Annotated in this window: 16 protein-coding genes; 10 read left to right on the forward strand and 6 right to left on the reverse strand. The window is 64.8% G+C overall.

Features of this window, described 5'->3' with window-relative positions:
- The first annotated feature begins 20 nt into the window (after positions 1–20).
- Positions 21–809 (forward strand): HAD-IIA family hydrolase, encoded by a 789-nt coding sequence (locus IEW02_RS02995; RefSeq protein ID WP_188543191.1) that lies wholly within the window; start codon positions 21–23, stop codon positions 807–809.
- 204 nt (positions 810–1,013) lie between these two features.
- Entirely contained in the window at positions 1,014–2,639 is a 1,626-nt protein-coding gene (groL, locus tag IEW02_RS03000) for a chaperonin GroEL (protein ID WP_188543192.1), read from the forward strand.
- Positions 2,640–2,713: 74 nt separating this feature from the next.
- On the opposite strand, the gene IEW02_RS03005 is transcribed toward groL, so the two are convergent.
- Complete coding sequence (locus tag IEW02_RS03005) at positions 2,714–3,238, reverse strand: DUF305 domain-containing protein (protein WP_188543193.1); 525 nt, start codon at positions 3,236–3,238, stop codon at positions 2,714–2,716.
- Between the two features lie 89 nt (positions 3,239–3,327).
- Here IEW02_RS03005 and IEW02_RS03010 point away from each other — a divergent pair, with 89 nt between their 5' ends.
- The 5 genes from IEW02_RS03010 to IEW02_RS03030 all read left to right on the forward strand — a co-directional run bounded on the left by IEW02_RS03010 (position 3,328) and on the right by IEW02_RS03030 (position 8,877).
- Positions 3,328–4,140 (forward strand): RsiV family protein, encoded by an 813-nt coding sequence (locus IEW02_RS03010; RefSeq protein ID WP_188543194.1) that lies wholly within the window; start codon positions 3,328–3,330, stop codon positions 4,138–4,140.
- A 13-nt stretch (positions 4,141–4,153) separates the two neighbouring features.
- Positions 4,154–5,029 carry an alpha/beta fold hydrolase gene (locus tag IEW02_RS03015; RefSeq protein WP_188543195.1) on the forward strand — a complete coding sequence of 292 codons (876 nt, stop codon included), beginning with the start codon at positions 4,154–4,156 and terminating at the stop codon, positions 5,027–5,029.
- Between the two features lie 93 nt (positions 5,030–5,122).
- Complete coding sequence (gene aspA, locus IEW02_RS03020; protein WP_188543196.1) at positions 5,123–6,562, forward strand: aspartate ammonia-lyase; 1,440 nt, start codon at positions 5,123–5,125, stop codon at positions 6,560–6,562.
- Positions 6,563–6,566: 4 nt separating this feature from the next.
- Complete coding sequence (locus tag IEW02_RS03025; RefSeq protein ID WP_188543197.1) at positions 6,567–8,000, forward strand: amino acid permease; 1,434 nt, start codon at positions 6,567–6,569, stop codon at positions 7,998–8,000.
- Positions 8,001–8,004: 4 nt separating this feature from the next.
- A complete protein-coding gene (locus IEW02_RS03030; protein WP_229745753.1) occupies positions 8,005–8,877 on the forward strand; it encodes an asparaginase in 873 nt (290 codons plus the stop codon).
- On the opposite strand, the gene IEW02_RS03035 is transcribed toward IEW02_RS03030, so the two are convergent.
- A complete protein-coding gene (locus tag IEW02_RS03035; RefSeq protein WP_188543199.1) occupies positions 8,878–9,789 on the reverse strand; it encodes an oxygenase MpaB family protein in 912 nt (303 codons plus the stop codon).
- Positions 9,790–9,812: 23 nt separating this feature from the next.
- On the opposite strand from IEW02_RS03035, the gene IEW02_RS03040 reads away from it, so the two are divergent.
- Positions 9,813–10,358: a TetR/AcrR family transcriptional regulator gene (locus tag IEW02_RS03040; protein ID WP_188543200.1), complete on the forward strand. Its 546-nt coding sequence runs from the start codon at positions 9,813–9,815 to the stop codon at positions 10,356–10,358.
- A 52-nt stretch (positions 10,359–10,410) separates the two neighbouring features.
- On the opposite strand, the gene IEW02_RS03045 is transcribed toward IEW02_RS03040, so the two are convergent.
- Genes IEW02_RS03045 through IEW02_RS03060 form a run of 4 tightly spaced genes read right to left on the reverse strand, consistent with a single transcriptional unit; the run spans position 10,411 to position 13,615 of the window.
- Positions 10,411–10,734, reverse strand: a complete 324-nt coding sequence (locus IEW02_RS03045; protein WP_188543201.1) for a putative quinol monooxygenase — start codon at positions 10,732–10,734, stop codon at positions 10,411–10,413.
- 28 nt (positions 10,735–10,762) lie between these two features.
- A complete protein-coding gene (locus tag IEW02_RS03050; protein WP_188543976.1) occupies positions 10,763–11,788 on the reverse strand; it encodes an NAD(P)-dependent alcohol dehydrogenase in 1,026 nt (341 codons plus the stop codon).
- Between the two features lie 5 nt (positions 11,789–11,793).
- Positions 11,794–12,570, reverse strand: coding sequence for an iron-sulfur cluster assembly protein (locus IEW02_RS03055; protein WP_188543202.1), 777 nt, complete (start codon positions 12,568–12,570; stop codon positions 11,794–11,796).
- Between the two features lies 1 nt (position 12,571).
- Positions 12,572–13,615 carry an amidohydrolase family protein gene (locus IEW02_RS03060; RefSeq protein ID WP_188543203.1) on the reverse strand — a complete coding sequence of 348 codons (1,044 nt, stop codon included), beginning with the start codon at positions 13,613–13,615 and terminating at the stop codon, positions 12,572–12,574.
- A 151-nt stretch (positions 13,616–13,766) separates the two neighbouring features.
- Here IEW02_RS03060 and IEW02_RS03065 point away from each other — a divergent pair, with 151 nt between their 5' ends.
- Positions 13,767–15,218, forward strand: coding sequence for an AAA-type ATPase lid domain-containing protein (locus IEW02_RS03065; protein WP_188543204.1), 1,452 nt, complete (start codon positions 13,767–13,769; stop codon positions 15,216–15,218).
- Positions 15,219–15,255: 37 nt separating this feature from the next.
- Positions 15,256–16,209 (forward strand): non-homologous end-joining DNA ligase, encoded by a 954-nt coding sequence (ligD, locus tag IEW02_RS03070; RefSeq protein WP_188543205.1) that lies wholly within the window; start codon positions 15,256–15,258, stop codon positions 16,207–16,209.
- Positions 16,210–16,271 lie beyond the last annotated feature (62 nt).

The following is a 16,271-nucleotide window of genomic DNA, read 5'->3' on the forward strand; positions in this document are numbered from 1 at the left end:
ACCGCCACTACTCTGCTTGCATGAGTTCGATCGCGGGGGTGCTGTTCGACATCGACGGCGTGCTCGTCACCAGCTGGAAGCCCATTCCCGGTGCGGCCGAGACCGTCAAACTCCTGCGTGGACACGACATCGCGTGTGCATTTCTCACGAACACGACCTCCAAGACGCGCGAACAGATTGCCGAGTCGCTCGGAGTGTCCGGCATCGAAGTTCACGCCGACGAGATCGTCACGGCCGCCACGCTGACCGCCGATCATCTGCATTCGAAGTACCCCGGCGCACGATGCGTCCTACTGAGCAGTGGCGAGATCACGGCAGACCTCCCCGGTATCGATGTGGTCGAGGAGGACCCCGATGTCGTCGTGCTGGGCGGCGCGGGACCCGAGTTCACGCACGAAGCGCTCAGCAAGGTCTACGACTGGATGTGCCAGGGGGTTCCCGTCGTCGCCATGCATCGGTCCCTCATGTGGTCGACCGCCGGCGGACTGCGTATCGACACCGGCATGTACCTCACCGGGATGGAGTCGGCGTCCGGGAAGTCCGCGACGGCCGTCGGGAAGCCTGCTCCACTGGGGTTTCGGACGTCGGCCGAACGCATGGGCGTCGACCCCGACTACGTCGTCATGGTGGGTGACGACCTGGACAACGACGTCCTCGCGGCGCAGGTCGTGGGGATGCGCGGTGTCCTGGTCAGGACCGGAAAGTTCCGGCAGGAACGCCTCGACCGTCAGGGCCGCGACCAGTACGCCATGCAGCCCAACCACGTGATCGACTCCGTGGCCGATCTACCGGCGGTGCTGGGGCTGTGATTGGAGCCTGAGGAACGACCGACAGGACAAGCCGTTACCTTGCACTCTCGGGTGTCGAGTGCTAGAAATTGAAGTTGGCACTCGCGAACCGTGAGTGCCAGGTCGGGACGGTGAGATCAGGGATCCATCGACACCCCTGCTCGTCCGTCGCGGGCACCGAATCCGGCCGGTATGTGTCACCCCAATCCGGAGGATCACTTCGCAATGGCCAAGATCATCGCGTTCGACGAAGAGGCACGCCGTGGCCTCGAGCGAGGCCTCAATGCCCTCGCCGACGCAGTCAAGGTGACGTTGGGCCCCAAGGGTCGCAACGTCGTACTCGAAAAGAAGTGGGGCGCCCCCACGATCACCAACGATGGTGTGTCCATCGCCAAGGAGATCGAGCTGGACGACCCCTACGAGAAGATCGGCGCAGAGCTGGTCAAAGAGGTTGCCAAGAAGACCGACGACGTCGCAGGTGACGGAACCACCACCGCGACCGTTCTCGCTCAGGCACTCGTTCGTGAAGGCCTGCGCAACGTCGCAGCCGGCGCGAACCCGCTCGGCCTCAAGCGCGGCATCGAGAAGGCCGTCGAGGCCGTCACCGCGTCGCTGCTCGCTTCCGCCAAGGAGATCGACACCAAGGAGCAGATCGCTGCTACCGCTGGTATCTCCGCGGGCGACCCCTCCATCGGCGAGCTCATCGCCGAAGCAATGGACAAGGTCGGCAAGGAAGGCGTCATCACGGTCGAGGAGTCCAACACCTTCGGCCTGCAGCTCGAGCTCACCGAGGGCATGCGCTTCGACAAGGGCTACATCTCGGGTTACTTCGTGACCGACGCCGAGCGTCAGGAAGCCGTCCTCGAAGACGCGTACATCCTGCTCGTCAGCTCGAAGGTCTCGACCGTCAAGGACCTGCTTCCCTTGCTGGAGAAGGTTATTCAGTCGGGTAAGCCGCTCGTCATCATCGCCGAGGACGTCGAGGGCGAAGCTCTCTCCACCCTCGTTGTGAACAAGATCCGTGGCACCTTCAAGTCCGTCGCCGTCAAGGCACCGGGCTTCGGTGACCGTCGCAAGGCGCAGCTCGCCGACATCGCCATCCTCACCGGTGGCGAGGTCATCAGCGAAGAGGTCGGCCTCTCCCTCGAGGGCGCCGGACTCGAGCTGCTCGGTACCGCGCGCAAGGTCGTCATCACCAAGGACGAGACCACGATCATCGAAGGTGCCGGCGACGCCGACGCCATCGCCGGTCGCGTCAACCAGATCCGCGCCGAGATCGAGAACTCCGACTCGGATTACGACCGCGAGAAGCTGCAGGAACGTCTGGCCAAGCTGGCCGGCGGCGTTGCAGTCATCAAGGCCGGAGCTGCGACCGAGGTCGAGCTCAAGGAGCGCAAGCACCGCATCGAAGATGCCGTGCGCAACGCCAAGGCAGCTGTCGAAGAGGGCATCGTCGCCGGTGGCGGCGTGGCACTCCTCCAGGCAGCGCCTGCACTCGAGAACCTCAACCTCACGGGTGACGAGGCAACCGGCGTGAACATCGTTCGCGTCGCCCTCGAAGCTCCGCTGAAGCAGATCGCGTTCAACGCCGGCCTCGAGCCCGGCGTCGTCGCGGAGAAGGTCCGCAACCTGCCCGCCGGTCATGGCCTCAACGCCGCGACCAACGAGTACGAGGACCTGCTCGCCGCAGGCATCAACGACCCGGTCAAGGTCACCCGCTCGGCACTGCAGAACGCAGCGTCCATCGCGGCTCTGTTCCTGACCACCGAGGCCGTCGTCGCCGACAAGCCCGAAAAGGCCGGTGCGCCCGCGGGCGACCCGACCGGTGGCATGGGCGGCATGGACTTCTGAGTCCTGTTCGACTGAGTCCTGTTCGACGAAAGCCCGGCTCCCTCTTGCGAGGGGGCCGGGCTTTTTCGTCGAATTCAGGGCAGCTGGTTCGCGAGGTCGCGGAGCTCGGGGATCTGGGTGTCGGGGGCCGTCGAGATGCTCTGTGCCAGAGTCAACGCAGGTTCGTATGTTCCGCCCTGTAATTCGACGTTCGCCATCGCCGCTGCCCCCTCCTCGCTCAGGGCGGAGAGTAGGAGGAAATCGCGGTCGAAGGTGGTGCCGGACTCGGTTTTCAGCCGTGCGAACGCGGTGTCGTCGATGTACCCGTCGGCCATCGTGGAGTCGTCGGGCTGCACGGGCAGATCGAGGTCGTCGACCCACCGGGTCAGGTTCTGCTCCTCGGGTGTCTGCTCCGACACGATGCGCTCGCCGAATGCTGTCACTCTCGGGTCGGACGCCGTGGCGGCGGCCAGTGCCGCGACTTCGAGTGCGCGCTGGTGATGCGGGAGCATGTGCAGGACGAACGCCGCATCTGCATCGTTGTGGGACGGTGCAGCGGAGGAGCATCCGACTGCGGTCAGGACGAGTCCGACGGCGACGACGGCACGAGAGAGTTGCACGTCTCCAGTGTGCACTCGCCGTAGAACGAATCGGTATCGGTCCCGAGGGTCCCGTCGACGGCGGACCCGCGGGGTGCTACGCATAGGTCATGATTCGTACCGGTCTGTCGACTGCCGCAATGTCGGTTCTCACCGCAGCGGCCGTGGTGGGCTGCTCGACCGAGGGGACGCCGACTGCCGCGCCGCCCGCCGTGATTGCATCCACGACTGGTTCCGCACCGACGACCACGGACCTTCCCACGACCACGGACCTTCCCACGACCACGGCCGAACCGGCGACCACGCCTTACGTGGTCGGAAGCACTCGGGTCAGCGGAGCGACCGACCGCGCAACCTACGACGTCGAGATCCCGCAGATCAGTGGTGGAAATCCCGCGGTGACGAACGAATTCAACGAATCGATGCGGTCGGCGTTGCAGGATTTGATCGACGACGACAACGGAGTCCAGGATCGTTTTGCTCTGAGCGACGGCTACCAGGAGGCGTCCACTCACGTCGGCGACCGCGTGATCAGCAGCGAACAGATCACGAGCTGGCACGCGATTCCCCCGGGTGCACACGGGGACTCGTTGATCTCCACCGTGACCGTCGACGCCGATACGGCGACACCGATCTCGCTTGACGACGCGTTCACCGACCTGGACGCCGGCCTCGACCGGTTGTCACAACAGGCCGCGCAGATACTTCCGACGACGCGGGCGGGAAGCGACTATCAGCGATCGGGCATGGCGCCGACCCTGGCCAACTACGCCAACTGGACAGCATCTCCGGACGGAATGAACATCCATTTCGGTGACTACCAGGTGGGCGCCTACGCGATCGGTCTCATCACGATCACCGTCCCGTGGAACGCACTGTCCGACGTTCTCGCGCCGGGCATGGAGGATGTGCTGAGCAGCTGACAGGATGGAACGCATGTTCACGATCCGCGCCGGAGTCCTCGACGTGGCGGTGGAGCGACACGGCGACCCGTCCGGGGCGTCTGTTGTTCTGCTGCACGGTTTCCCGTACGACACGAGGGCGTACGACGACGTCGCGCGCTTGTTGGCCGACGCCGGGCGGGACGTGGTGGTGCCGTACCTGCGCGGATTCGGCGGCACGAGGTTCACCGACCGCGCCACGATGAGGTCCGGCGAGCAGGCTGCTCTCGCGCACGATCTGCGTGAGCTCGTCACGGCGTTGAAACTGAACAAGCCCATCGTCGCCGGCTACGACTGGGGCGGGCGCGCCGCGTGTGCCGTTGCAGCGTTGTGGCCGGAGGAGGTGTCCGGACTCGTGAGCGTGTCCGGCTACCTGATCCAGGACATCGACGCGGCCAACAGCAGACCCGCACCGCCGCACCTCGAGAAGCGCTATTGGTACCAGTACTACCTGCACTCGGAGCGGGGCCGAGCCGGATTGACGGAGTATCGCGCCGAGATCGCCCAAACGTTGTGGACGGACTGGTCGCCCACCTGGCGGTTCGGTGATTCCGAATTCGGTGCTACCGCTGCGTCTTTCGACAATCCGGACTTCGTGGACGTGGTGGTGCATTCCTATCGCCACCGCTACGGCCTCGAGCCCGGTGACCCCGCGTACGCGACGACTCAGGATGCGCTGGCCGCGCAGCCGGAGATCACCGTCCCCACCATCGTCATCGATCCCACCGAGGACACTGTTGCGGGGCTGTACGGTGCGTCTGATCACGACGCTCACTTCACCGATTTGGTCGACGTGCGAGCTCTGGACTGTGGCCACAATCCGCCCCAGGAGCTTCCCGGCCACTTCGCCGACGCGATCCTGACTCTCTGACCTCCGAAAACTTGGGGGTTGACCAATGGAGTGTTCTGCGTCACGATACCTGTCAGACAGCCGGACAGGTTGAGTCGACAAGGAGTGCACAGAGTGGCCGATACCCGCATCGAGAAGGATCTTCTCGGCGAACGCGACATCCCGACGACCGTGTACTGGGGTATCCACACCCTGCGCGCACTCGAGAACTTTCCCATCACCGGTCGCCCGATCTCGACGAATGCACACTTGGTTCGGGGTCTTGCAGCGGTCAAGTGGGCCGCTGCAGCAGCCAACCAGGATCTCGGCATCATCGACGCCACCCGCGGCGAGGCAATCCGGACCGCGTGCGACGAAATCCTCGCCGGCCAGTGGCACGAACAGTTCGTGGTCGACGTGATTCAGGGTGGCGCCGGAACATCGACCAACATGAACGCCAACGAAGTGATCGCCAACCGTGCCCTGGAGATCCTCGGGCACGCACGCGGCGACTACGCCATGCTGCACCCCAACGAGCACGTGAACGCCTCGCAGTCCACCAACGACGTGTATCCCACCTCGGTGAACATCGCGACCGTCTTCGCCGTCCACGAACTCATCGCGTCGATGAAGGTGCTGCGGGATGCGTTCGGACGCAAAGCCGCCGAGTTCGCCGGCGTCGTCAAGATGGGCCGCACCCAGTTGCAGGACGCGGTGCCCATGACGCTGGGTCAGGAGTTCGGCACCTACGCGGTCATGATCGACGAAGACTGCTCGCGCCTCGAGGAAGCGGCTCTTCTCGTGCACGAGATCAACCTCGGTGCTACCGCTATCGGCACCGGCCTGAACGCTCCGGCGGGTTACACCGAGTCGGCCGTCGCACACCTGCGCACCATCACCGGGCTACCGCTGGTCACGGCAACCGATCTGATCGAGGCGACGCAGGACGTGGGACAGTTCGTACATCTGTCCGGCGTGCTCAAGCGCGTGGCGGTCAAGCTCTCCAAGATCTGCAACGATCTGCGGCTGCTGTCCTCGGGCCCTCGGGCCGGGCTCAACGAGATCAATCTGCCTCCGATGCAGGCAGGTTCGTCGATCATGCCCGGAAAGGTGAACCCCGTCATCCCCGAGGTGCTCAACCAGGTCGCCTACGAAGTCATCGGCCACGACGTCACCATCACGATGGCGGCAGAAGCAGGGCAGTTGCAGCTCAACGCATTCGAGCCGATCATCGTCAAGTCCTTGTCCGAGGGCATGGCGCACCTGAGCGCAGCCTGCCTGACCGTGGCGCACCGCTGCGTGGACGGAATCACCGCCAACGTCGACCTGCTGCGCGAACGGGTGGAGAACTCCATCGGTCTCGTGACGGCACTGAGCCCGTACCTCGGCTACGTCGAATCCACCGCTATCGCGCAGGAGGCACTGGTCAGCGGCCGCAACGTCGTCGATCTCGTGCTGGAGAAGGGTCTGCTCGGTCGTGAGGAGCTGGACCGATTGCTGAGCCCCGAGCATCTCGCCAATCTGCGGGTCGCTCCCACCGAGCATTCCGTTGCTCCCGAAACTTCGACGAGGTAAAGCCATGAGTATCGAGAACCCGCCGCAGAGGCAGGCGTTCAACGAGGAAGATCTCGGCTACCGAAAGGAGCTGGCGCCTCGGCAGATCCAGATGATCGCGATCGGCGGCGCCATCGGAACCGGCCTGTTCATGGGAGCCGGAGGTCGGCTGAACGAAGCCGGACCGGCCCTTGTTCTGGTGTACGCATTGTGCGGATTCTTCGCCTTCCTGATTCTGCGCGCACTGGGCGAGCTGGTGATGCACCGACCGACGTCGGGATCGTTCGTGTCGTACTCGCGCGAATTCTTCGGTGAGAAGGTCGCTTTCGCCGCAGGGTGGTTGTACTGGATGAACTGGGCGATGACGGCCGTCGTGGACGTGACCGCAGTGGCGCTGTACATGAACTTCTTCGAGAAGTACTGGGCGCCGCTGGGCAACGTCGACCAGTGGGTGTTCGCGCTGGCCGGCCTGGTGCTGGTTCTCGGTTTGAACCTGGTGTCGGTCAAGGTGTTCGGCGAGCTCGAGTTCTGGTTCGCGCTCATCAAAGTCGTTGCGCTGGTGACGTTCCTGGCGATCGGCGTCTACTACGTCATTTTCGGAACACCTATCGACGGCCAGGACCCTGGCCTGAGTGTTCTCACCGACAACGGCGGTCTGATTCCGAACGGCCTGCTCCCGGCCATCGTCATCATTCAAGGGGTGGTGTTCGCCTACGCGTCCATCGAGTTGGTCGGTACCGCTGCGGGCGAGACGCAGAACCCCGAGAAGGTGATCCCGAAGGCCATCAACACGGTGATCGTTCGTATCGTCGTCTTCTACGTCGGATCGGTGCTTCTGCTCTCCCTGCTGTTGCCGTACACCAGCTATCGCTCCGGCGAGAGCCCCTTTGTGACGTTCTTCGGGGCCATCGACGTTCAGGGCGCGGACGCGATCATGAACCTCGTCGTTCTCACCGCTGCGCTGTCGTCGCTCAACGCGGGTCTGTACTCGACCGGTCGCATTCTTCATTCCATGGCGGTGGCCGGATCAGCACCGAAGTTCGCGGCGCGCATGAACAAGGCGGGCGTGCCGTACGGGGGCATCGCACTGACGTCGGTGGTGACCCTGCTCGGTGTTGTGCTCAACGCCGTCGTGCCGGCGCAGGCATTCGAGATCGTCCTGAACCTCGCAGCGCTCGGCATCATCAGCGCGTGGGCGGTTATCGTTGCATGCCAACTGAAGCTGTGGTCCTTGTCGAAGAAGGGGGCCGTGACTCGGCCTGCGTTCCGACTGTTCGGAGCTCCCTACACCGGGTACGCGACCCTAGGTTTCCTCGCCTGTGTGTTGGTGCTGATGGCGTTCGACAAGCCGGTCGGCACCTGGACGGTGGCGTCGATTCTGCTCATCGCGCCTATGTTGATCGGTGGCTGGTTTTTGTGCCGCACACGAATTCGAGAGGTAGCCGCGCGTAGTGAATGAGTTCGTGACCCTGCTGACCACCGGCGGCACCATCGCCAGCAGCCGAGACGAGCGCGGCGTGTCTCGCCCGATGGCCGGGGTCGGCGTCGATGTCGACGGCGTTCGAGTGCGCGAGGTCATGACGAAGGACAGCTCGGCTCTCGAACTCGAGGATCTCGACGCCATTCGCGTTGCTGTGGTCGACGCATTGGCTCAGGACGGTTGCGTCGGGGTGGTGGTGCTGCACGGTACCGACACCATGGAGGAGTCGGCATTGCTGGTGGACCTCTTCCACGACGACGATCGCCCGGTCGTCTTCACCGGAGCTCAGCGAACCGCGGATCACCCCGACCCGGACGGTTCGCGCAACATCGCCGATGCCGTAGCGGCGGCCCGCTCCGAGCGCGGCGTGCTCGTCGCGTTCGGTGGGCGATTGCTGCCGGCGCGCGGGGCGATCAAGAAGCACACGTCCGATCTCGACGCATTTTTCTCTGCGGCGCTCCCTCGCCCGAAGCCCTTGTCGTGGTGCTCGATCGCCGAGACTCGGGTCGACGTGATCGCCCTGTATCCGGGTGTCGACGGCGCGGCCATCGAGGCGTGTCGGGAGCGGGGAGCGTCCGGGATCGTGCTCGAAGCCATGGGCTCGGGGAACGCCAACACGCACGTGGTCCGCGCAGTGAAAGACTGCGTGGCGGTGGGACTTCGGGTGGTGGTCACGACCCGTGTGCCGTTCGGGGAGACCTCGTCGACGTACGGCGGTGGAGGTGGCGGCCACGACCTGCTCCAGGCAGGGGCCGTGTTCTCCCGTGAGCTACGAGCCGGTCAGGCCCGCATCCAGTTGGCCGCACTGATTGCATCCGGGGCGTCGGATCGGGACGTGGTCGACGCCTTCGCCTAGTCAGCGTCCGGGCACGTAATGCCTTGGGCTGTTTCGTTTGTCGGGTGGGGGCAGGTTCCGGTCCGGCGTCTCGGCGAGCGGAGCGGCCCGCCCCGATACGCGGTCGTAGGCGCCGCGAGCTCGGGGGTGGAGGAGTCGACGCTTCGGGACGAGGCGACCGACGGCTCGAACGAGACGACAGACCCGCTGGAACCACACTTCGTCTCGCTCGGTCCAGGTGTAGCCGAGAAGGTCGCGGACCGATTGGTCGTACAGTCCGACGGTCATGCGCACCGCGCTGCGCTGGATCGGTCGCCTGATCACCGACCAGACCGGCACCGGTAGCCACGAGATGACCGGGGGCACAGCCAGAGTCGAGAGGTCGAGCACGTCGCGCGCAGCCTTCGTGTCTTCGAGAACGGCGCCGCACATGTGTTCCCAGTACTCCTGGAACGCCTCCCAGCTCTCGGGGACCGGCCGCATGCTCATGCCGTAGAGGCTGTACCAGGTGACATGTTCGTCGAACAGTTGCCGCTTGTCCGCCTCGGTGAGCCCGCCGACGAAATGTTCGGCGGTGAGGATCGTGCCCATGAAGAACGTGGCATGTGCCCAGTAGAAGGTATCGGGGTCGAGGGCGTGATACTTCCTACCTTGCGCATCGACACCTTCGATATCGTTGTGATACTTACGGATTCGAGCACCGGTCTCGGCCGCGCGCTCGCCGTCGAACACCACGCCGCCGATGGGATAGAGGGATCGGAGGAGGCGTTGCCAGCGTTCGGTGTAGAACGTCGAGTGTTGTTCGACTGCCGCGCCGAGTCCGGGATGCATGTTCTGCATCGAGCCTGCCCACAGTCCCTGGAGCATGCCGCGCCAGTCCCCGAAGTACTTCCAGGTCAGTGTGTCCGGCCCCAGCCCGGTCTGACTACGCATGTTGTCACAGTAGAGTTGACAACGTGCGTAGTCAAGAAGAGCGGAACGACGAGCGGCGGCGGACTTTCCTGCACGCCGGCATCGATCTGCTGGGCGCCGTCGACGGCCCCGCGGTCAATGTCCGTGCTGTGTGCGCCGCCGCGGGCGTGACCGAGCGCTACTTCTACCAGTGCTTCGGAGATCGAGACTCGTTCGTACGCAGCGTGTACGAGCACGTCGCGAGTGAGGCGCACACTGCTCTCGCCGATACGTCCGGAGATCCTGCACGCGCCGTCGCCGCGTTCGTGACGCTGATGGTCGACGACCCGAGACGAGGACGGGTTCTGCTGATTGCACCATTCGCCGACCAGGCGCTCTCATCGGCAGGGTTCGGCGCCGTCCCGGCGTTCGTAGGCCTGGTGAGCGAACACCTTCCTGCCGACCTGGACGAGGTGGACCGCAGGCTCACCGCGACCGCAGTGGTGGGAGCCTTGACCGGACTGTTCACCTCGTACCTTCGGGGTGAGCTCGACGTGGACCGGGATCGGTTCGTCGCACACTGCGTGAGCGTGACAGGGCGGCGTCTTTAGATAAATACAGCGAGGCAGCCGCCCCATCTAGGGACGGCCGCCTCGAGACTGCTTACTTGACCGCGAGCTCACCCAGCTCGTTCCAGTCGGTCCCGTCGACCTCCTGGCTGATGATCTTCGGCGTCTCCTGCAGGTAGGGCGGGAGATCCTTCTGCGCTTGCTTGAAGTGATCCGAGTTCACGTGCGCGGCACCGGCGTCGGGATCCTTGAACGCCTCCACCAGGACGTACTCGGTGGGGTCGTCGAGGGTCCGGGACCAGAAGTACCAGAGGCACCCCTCCTCGGCCTGGCAGGCCTGCGTGAAGTCGCGGGAGATCTCGGGCCAGTTGTCCGCGTGCTCGGCCTTGACCTTGAACTTGGCGGTGATGAAGATCAACGTTGCTCCTTCTCGAGCGATGAAAAAGTTACGGTACGAGTATTGCGCGACCGCGGACCCGCCCGTTGTCGAGGTCGTCGATGGCGGTCTGGAAATCGTCCAACGCGTACGTCTGCGTGTGCAGGTTCACGGCTCCGCGCGCGGCAAGCGACATGAGATCGCACAGGTCGTTGTAGGACCCGACGAGATTGCCGACGATGTTCTTCTCGGCCGAGACCAGGTCGATGGTCGGCACGTCGACGTTCTCGCCGTACCCGATGACGTGATAGTCACCGGCCCGGCGAGTCATCGCCAAACCCTGAGCGGTAGAGCCATTTTCACCGACGAAGTCCAGCACGACCTCCGCGCCGAACCCGCCCGTCAGTTCCATGACCTGCTCGACCTGGCTGCCGTCCGCCACCACCGCGTGGTCGGCGCCCAGTGTGAGGGCGAGCTTCACGGCGTCGGCGTTGCGGTCGATCACGATCAACTCGGCGGGGGAGAGCGCCTCGAGCACCTGAATGCCGATGTGCCCGAGTCCACCGGCCCCGATGACCACGCACTTGTCGCGCGGGGTCAAGCGCCGGGCCGCTTTCGCGGCGGCGTGGTAGGCCGTCAAACCGGCGTCGGCCAATGCGGCAACCGCCGACGGTTCGAGAGAGTCGTCGATCTTCACCACCGTGCGGGCGTTGGTCCGCAGGTAGTCGGCGTATCCGCCGTTGGTGTCGATACCGGGGAAGTCGCTTGTCTCGCAGTGCACGTCGTCACCCGAGCGGCACGCTCGACACAGCCCACACGTGACGAGGGGATGCAGGATGACCTTGTCGCCCTCGGACACGTTGGTGACCGCCGATCCGACCGCGTGCACCCACCCCGCGTTCTCGTGTCCGATCGTGTACGGCAATGTGACGCCCGACTTCTCGGCCCACTGACCTTCGAGGATGTGCAGGTCGGTGCGGCACACACCGGCTCCACCGATCTTCACGATCACGTCGAGAGGACCCTGCACCTCGGGAATCGGAACCTCGGTCATCTCCAAGTTCTTGTGATAGCCGACTACCTGAACGGCACGCATCGTGCTCATCGCGAATGCTCCTGATTTCGTTGCGGGACAGTGAGAGTGGACAACGGAACGAACGACCCCTCCTGGCGAGGTACCTGCTGCTCTTCGGAACCGGGATACCTGGTCTGGAGCAGCCCACGGCAGAAGTGGGCATTGCCGTCGATCGACACCCTGGTGGCGCGCGCCCGTCGCATCACCATCGTCAGATCACCGGTGTGCGGTCGTCCCGTGTGATCGACCAGGGCCGGCGCAGCGGGATCGACTCGCAGACCTAGTGCTTCCCGGCGTCGCAGCAACGCGTGCGAGGTGCGATCGTCGGGCAGGTCACCGAGAACCAGCGACGCGAGATCCGCCTCGACGGCTCCGGAATGCGAACGCAGCCACGCCATCAGCGAGCGCTCCATCGCCGCCACGTAGGCCTTGCGGCGGAACGTCGCTCGCAATTCCTCGAGGTCTTCCTCGGCCTCGTGTCCGAAGGTGCCACGATATCCCGCATCGGCCGCCAGACCGGCGTTGATCTTCTCCGAGTCGTGGTGATCGTCGAGCTCTACGAGGACGCTCTCGGTCCACGGCAGCTCTCCCAGTACGTCTTTCGCGTCCCCCGCCATCAGATACGCGAAATTCGGTGAGCAGAACGACGTAGGGAGGCGAAGGTGAACGTGCACCTCGCCGCCCGAGACGTCGAGCGACCGGACGAACCCGAGGTCGGTGATGGGCTCGTCCAACTCGGGATCGAACACGGCTCCGAGTGCTGCGAAAGCCTCGTCTCGTCTCGTGATCAGTGCAGCTGTCATCTCAGACCGCCGCGAGGTCGGCCCGCTCGGGCTGACGGGGTCCGGTCTCGGTCTCGTTCGCGTCGGGCAGTTGTAGCTCGGCCGGCACCTCGATGTCGTAGAGCTTGGCGGCGTTGAGTCCGAGCACCTTCTTCTTCTGCTCGGTCGTGATGGGTGCGTACTCGTCGAGGGACTCCGGAATCTGGAAGTCGACGAACCCCTCGACCAGCCACTTCGGCGTCCACAGTGCGTAGTCGGAGGAGAAGAAGATGCGATCCTCGCCGAGCCAGTACAGCAGCTCGCCCATGATCTGTCCGAAGTACTTCGGGCGCGTGTGCATGAACGGGATGGCCACGGCGAGTCCGGCGTACACGTTGGGTTCCTGCGTGGCGATCCAGCAGAAGTCCTCGAGGCGCGGCAGGCCGCAGTGTTCGACGACGAAGTTCAGATCGGTGAAGTCGGTGGCCACGTGGTCGACGTCTGCCACGTCGAACGCGTCGCGATCGAGCGGTCGGATGGTCGGCCCCTTGTGAACGTGAATGTTCTTGATACCGAGTTCACGGCACACCTCGAGGTAGCGCCGCGTCCAGTCGTCGTCGAGCTTGTAGCCGCGTGAATCCCCGTTCCACTCGGCGGTGTAGAGCTTGACGCCCTTGAGTCCGAAGCGCTCGGCGTCAGCACGCAGCTGGTCGAGGCCACGCTCACCGTTGCGGGGATCGAAGTGGTGGTTGTAGGTCAGCTTGTCGGGGTGAGCTGCGGCCAGTGCCGACGCCTCCTCGGTCTGTCCGAACCCGCTGTGATAGAACTCGCCGAGGTGGGCCGGCTGGAAGATGGCGTGATCGACGTACCCGATGCGGAACAGGTCGTGCATCAACCGCTCGCCGCCCTGGTAGAGGTACTCGTCGTACGTCCACAGTTCGCTCTCGGGCGAAAGGTTGCGGTGGTAGTCGTAGAAGCAGTCGATGAACTGCTTGCCGTGGATGTTGCGCTGGTTCTCGACCCGCGCGTCCCAGAGCGCGACGTGAGCGTCGACGATGAAGTAGTTTTCGCCGTTCTTGGTGTACATGCGATGAGCCTCCCGGATCCTTGCGTGACGTCCGTCACGTCGGTCTGGAACTGACGTTAGGACGGTCGAGGGCTGTCGAGGGCCGGACCGCGTCTCAATTCGAGACGCACGCCCGAGGGCCGCTGTTGCGCCGGAATGTAACCTCGATCACATGGCCGATTCCGAAGGTCTCGTGCGCGCTCGGGTTCACTCGGAACCGCTCGCTGCCGTCTCCCACCGACTTCTCGCGTCCTGGCACCGCAGCCAGGAGTACGGAGTCCCGCTCGACGAGGTCGCTCCCGTCTTCTCCGGTACCTACGACGGTGAGTCCCTCTTCTACCGGTGTGGCCGCGAGGTGCTCGACGGTCTGCGAGACACCCTCGCGAACGAGCCGGTGTCGATGATGTTGACCGACGCCGACGGTCTGGTCCTGGACCGCGTCAGTGCGAACCGCGAGCTGTTGGCGGCGCTCGACCGCGTGCATCTGGCCCCGGGCTTCTCCTACGGCGAGAACCAGGCCGGAACCAACGGTCTCGGCCTGGCGTTGGCCGACCGCGTCCCCGCGGTGGTCCGAGCCTCCGAGCACTATTCACTCTCGCTGGCCGGCTACACGTGCGCGGCTGCGCCGGTGCTGCATCCGCTCACCGGAGCGGTCGAGGGGTGCGTGAATCTGACCACCTGGTCGGACTCGTCGACCGACCTGCTTCTGGCGCTCGCCCAGTCGGCCGCAGGGAATACGGCGGCCATGATGCTCGCTCGATCGCAAGGGCAGCAGCCACGACCGGCGCCGCGCGGGGAAGTCTTCCGCGTCGAGACGGCACGCGGCGGAGGCAGCATCGACACGTTGTCCGCGGCCTGGCGTGGTGCCCTGAGGTCGGCGGAAGCGGCACTGGCAGAACATGGTTCGGTGTTGATGGTCGGCGAGTCGGGAACGGGACGCGCCACGATTCTGGCCAGGGCCCTCCGCGCATCCCGCCCCCGCGGCCGCATTCTGAGCGCGGGTGTGCCCGCTGCCCGCGACGTCGACGCCTGGCTCGATCTATGGACGCCGGAACTCCCGAAACCCGATACTGCCGTCGTGATCCGGGATGTCGACCGGCTCCCCGCGCGCGGTGCCGACGCGTTGGCCGAGATGTTGCGTCGCGCCGGCGACGGGGTGCCGGTGACCGTGACGGCGTCCAGTTACGACGACGTCCCGCCTGCTCTGGCGCATCTGGTCCACACCGTCGTCGAGGTCCCGCCCCTTCGGACCCGTCCCGACGACATCGCTCCGCTCGCACTCCACCTGGCCGGCCGCGTGCGCGGACGCGACGTGACACTCACCCCCACTGCGGAGCGTGCTCTCCGCGATTACTCGTGGCCGGGAAACGTCACGGAGTTGGCGACCGTGATGCACCAGGCAGCTGTGCGCGCCGATGTCGTCGGAGTCAATCACCTACCCCCGGAGGTGCTGTCTCGCACCACACATCGGCTCACCCGGATCGAGACCTTCGAGCGGGACGAGATGATTCGTGTTCTGAGTCGGCCGGGCGTCAGCATGGCCGACGCTGTGGAAGAACTCGGGATGAGCCGGGCAACCATCTACCGCAAGAGGGACCGGTACGGGATCACTCTGAGGTCCTAGCGGGTAGGCAGGTGCACGAGCGCCTACGCTTTCGTTCATGGCAGCCAAGTCTCCGGCAATCGAAGTGGAAGTCGGCGAGCGGACGGTGCGCGTGTCGAATCCCGACCGTGTCTACTTTCCCGAAAGCGGCGCCACCAAGCGCGATCTCGTGAATTATTACCTCTCCGTCGGCGACGGGATCGTCAATGCGTTGCGCGAACGCCCGTGCATGCTCCACCGCTTTCCCGACGGGTTGGCTGGGGACAAGGTGCATCAGAAGCGTCTGCCGAACGGTGCACCGGACTGGATGGAGACGGTGAAGGTCACCTTCCCGCGCTACAACCGCACGGCCGACGAACTGTGTGTCACCGAACTCGCGCACGTGATCTGGGCCGTGCAGATGTCGACGGTCGAGTTCCATCCGTGGAACAGTCGTCGCGCCGACGTCGAGATGCCCGACGAGTGGCGCATCGATCTCGATCCGATGCCGGACTGTCCCTTCGACCGGGTTCGTCGCGTCGCCGGGGTCGCGAAGGAAGTGCTGGACGAACTGGGTGCGACCGGCTGGCCCAAGACGTCCGGCGGACACGGACTCCACGTGTACGTACGCATCGATCCCGCGTACGGCTTCAAGGATGTGCGCAGGGCGGCGCTGGCGTTCGCTCGGGAGGTGGAACGTCGTGCTTCCGACGACGTGACCACCACCTGGTGGCGCAAGGAACGCGACCCGTCGAAACTCTTCGTCGACTACAACCAGAACGCACGCGATCACACTATCGCGAGCGCGTACTCGGTTCGCGGAAACCCGGAAGCGACTGTGTCGACGCCGATTTCGTGGGACGAGGTCCCGAACGTGGAACCAGGTGACTTCACGATCTTCACCGTTCCGGACCGGTACGCGAAGCTCGGCGATCTGCACGCCGGCATGGACGATGCGGTGTTCTCGCTCGATCCGCTCATCGAATGGGCAGAACGAGACGAGCGGGAAGGGCTCTCCGAGCCGGAGGAATAGTCGAAGCCAGCGGGCAGGCCGGAGGCCGGTCGTTCAATTGTTGACGGGACGCCGATTCCACG

It is taken from the genome of Rhodococcoides trifolii, assembly GCF_014635345.1.
Lineage (GTDB): Bacteria > Actinomycetota > Actinomycetes > Mycobacteriales > Mycobacteriaceae > Rhodococcoides > Rhodococcoides trifolii.

Bases quoted from the DNA above. Each gene is read 5' to 3' on its own strand.
- IEW02_RS02995 (WP_188543191.1), top strand. From the start codon at position 21: ATGAGTTCGATCGCGGGGGTGCTGTTCGACATCGACGGCGTGCTCGTC.
- groL (WP_188543192.1), top strand. From the start codon at position 1,014: ATGGCCAAGATCATCGCGTTCGACGAAGAGGCACGCCGTGGCCTCGAG.
- IEW02_RS03010 (WP_188543194.1), top strand. From the start codon at position 3,328: ATGATTCGTACCGGTCTGTCGACTGCCGCAATGTCGGTTCTCACCGCA.
- IEW02_RS03015 (WP_188543195.1), top strand. From the start codon at position 4,154: ATGTTCACGATCCGCGCCGGAGTCCTCGACGTGGCGGTGGAGCGACAC.
- IEW02_RS03025 (WP_188543197.1), top strand. From the start codon at position 6,567: ATGAGTATCGAGAACCCGCCGCAGAGGCAGGCGTTCAACGAGGAAGAT.
- IEW02_RS03035 (WP_188543199.1), bottom strand. From the start codon at position 9,789: ATGCGTAGTCAGACCGGGCTGGGGCCGGACACACTGACCTGGAAGTAC.
- IEW02_RS03050 (WP_188543976.1), bottom strand. From the start codon at position 11,788: ATGCGTGCCGTTCAGGTAGTCGGCTATCACAAGAACTTGGAGATGACC.
- IEW02_RS03055 (WP_188543202.1), bottom strand. From the start codon at position 12,570: ATGACAGCTGCACTGATCACGAGACGAGACGAGGCTTTCGCAGCACTC.
- IEW02_RS03060 (WP_188543203.1), bottom strand. From the start codon at position 13,615: ATGTACACCAAGAACGGCGAAAACTACTTCATCGTCGACGCTCACGTC.
- IEW02_RS03065 (WP_188543204.1), top strand. From the start codon at position 13,767: ATGGCCGATTCCGAAGGTCTCGTGCGCGCTCGGGTTCACTCGGAACCG.
- ligD (WP_188543205.1), top strand. From the start codon at position 15,256: ATGGCAGCCAAGTCTCCGGCAATCGAAGTGGAAGTCGGCGAGCGGACG.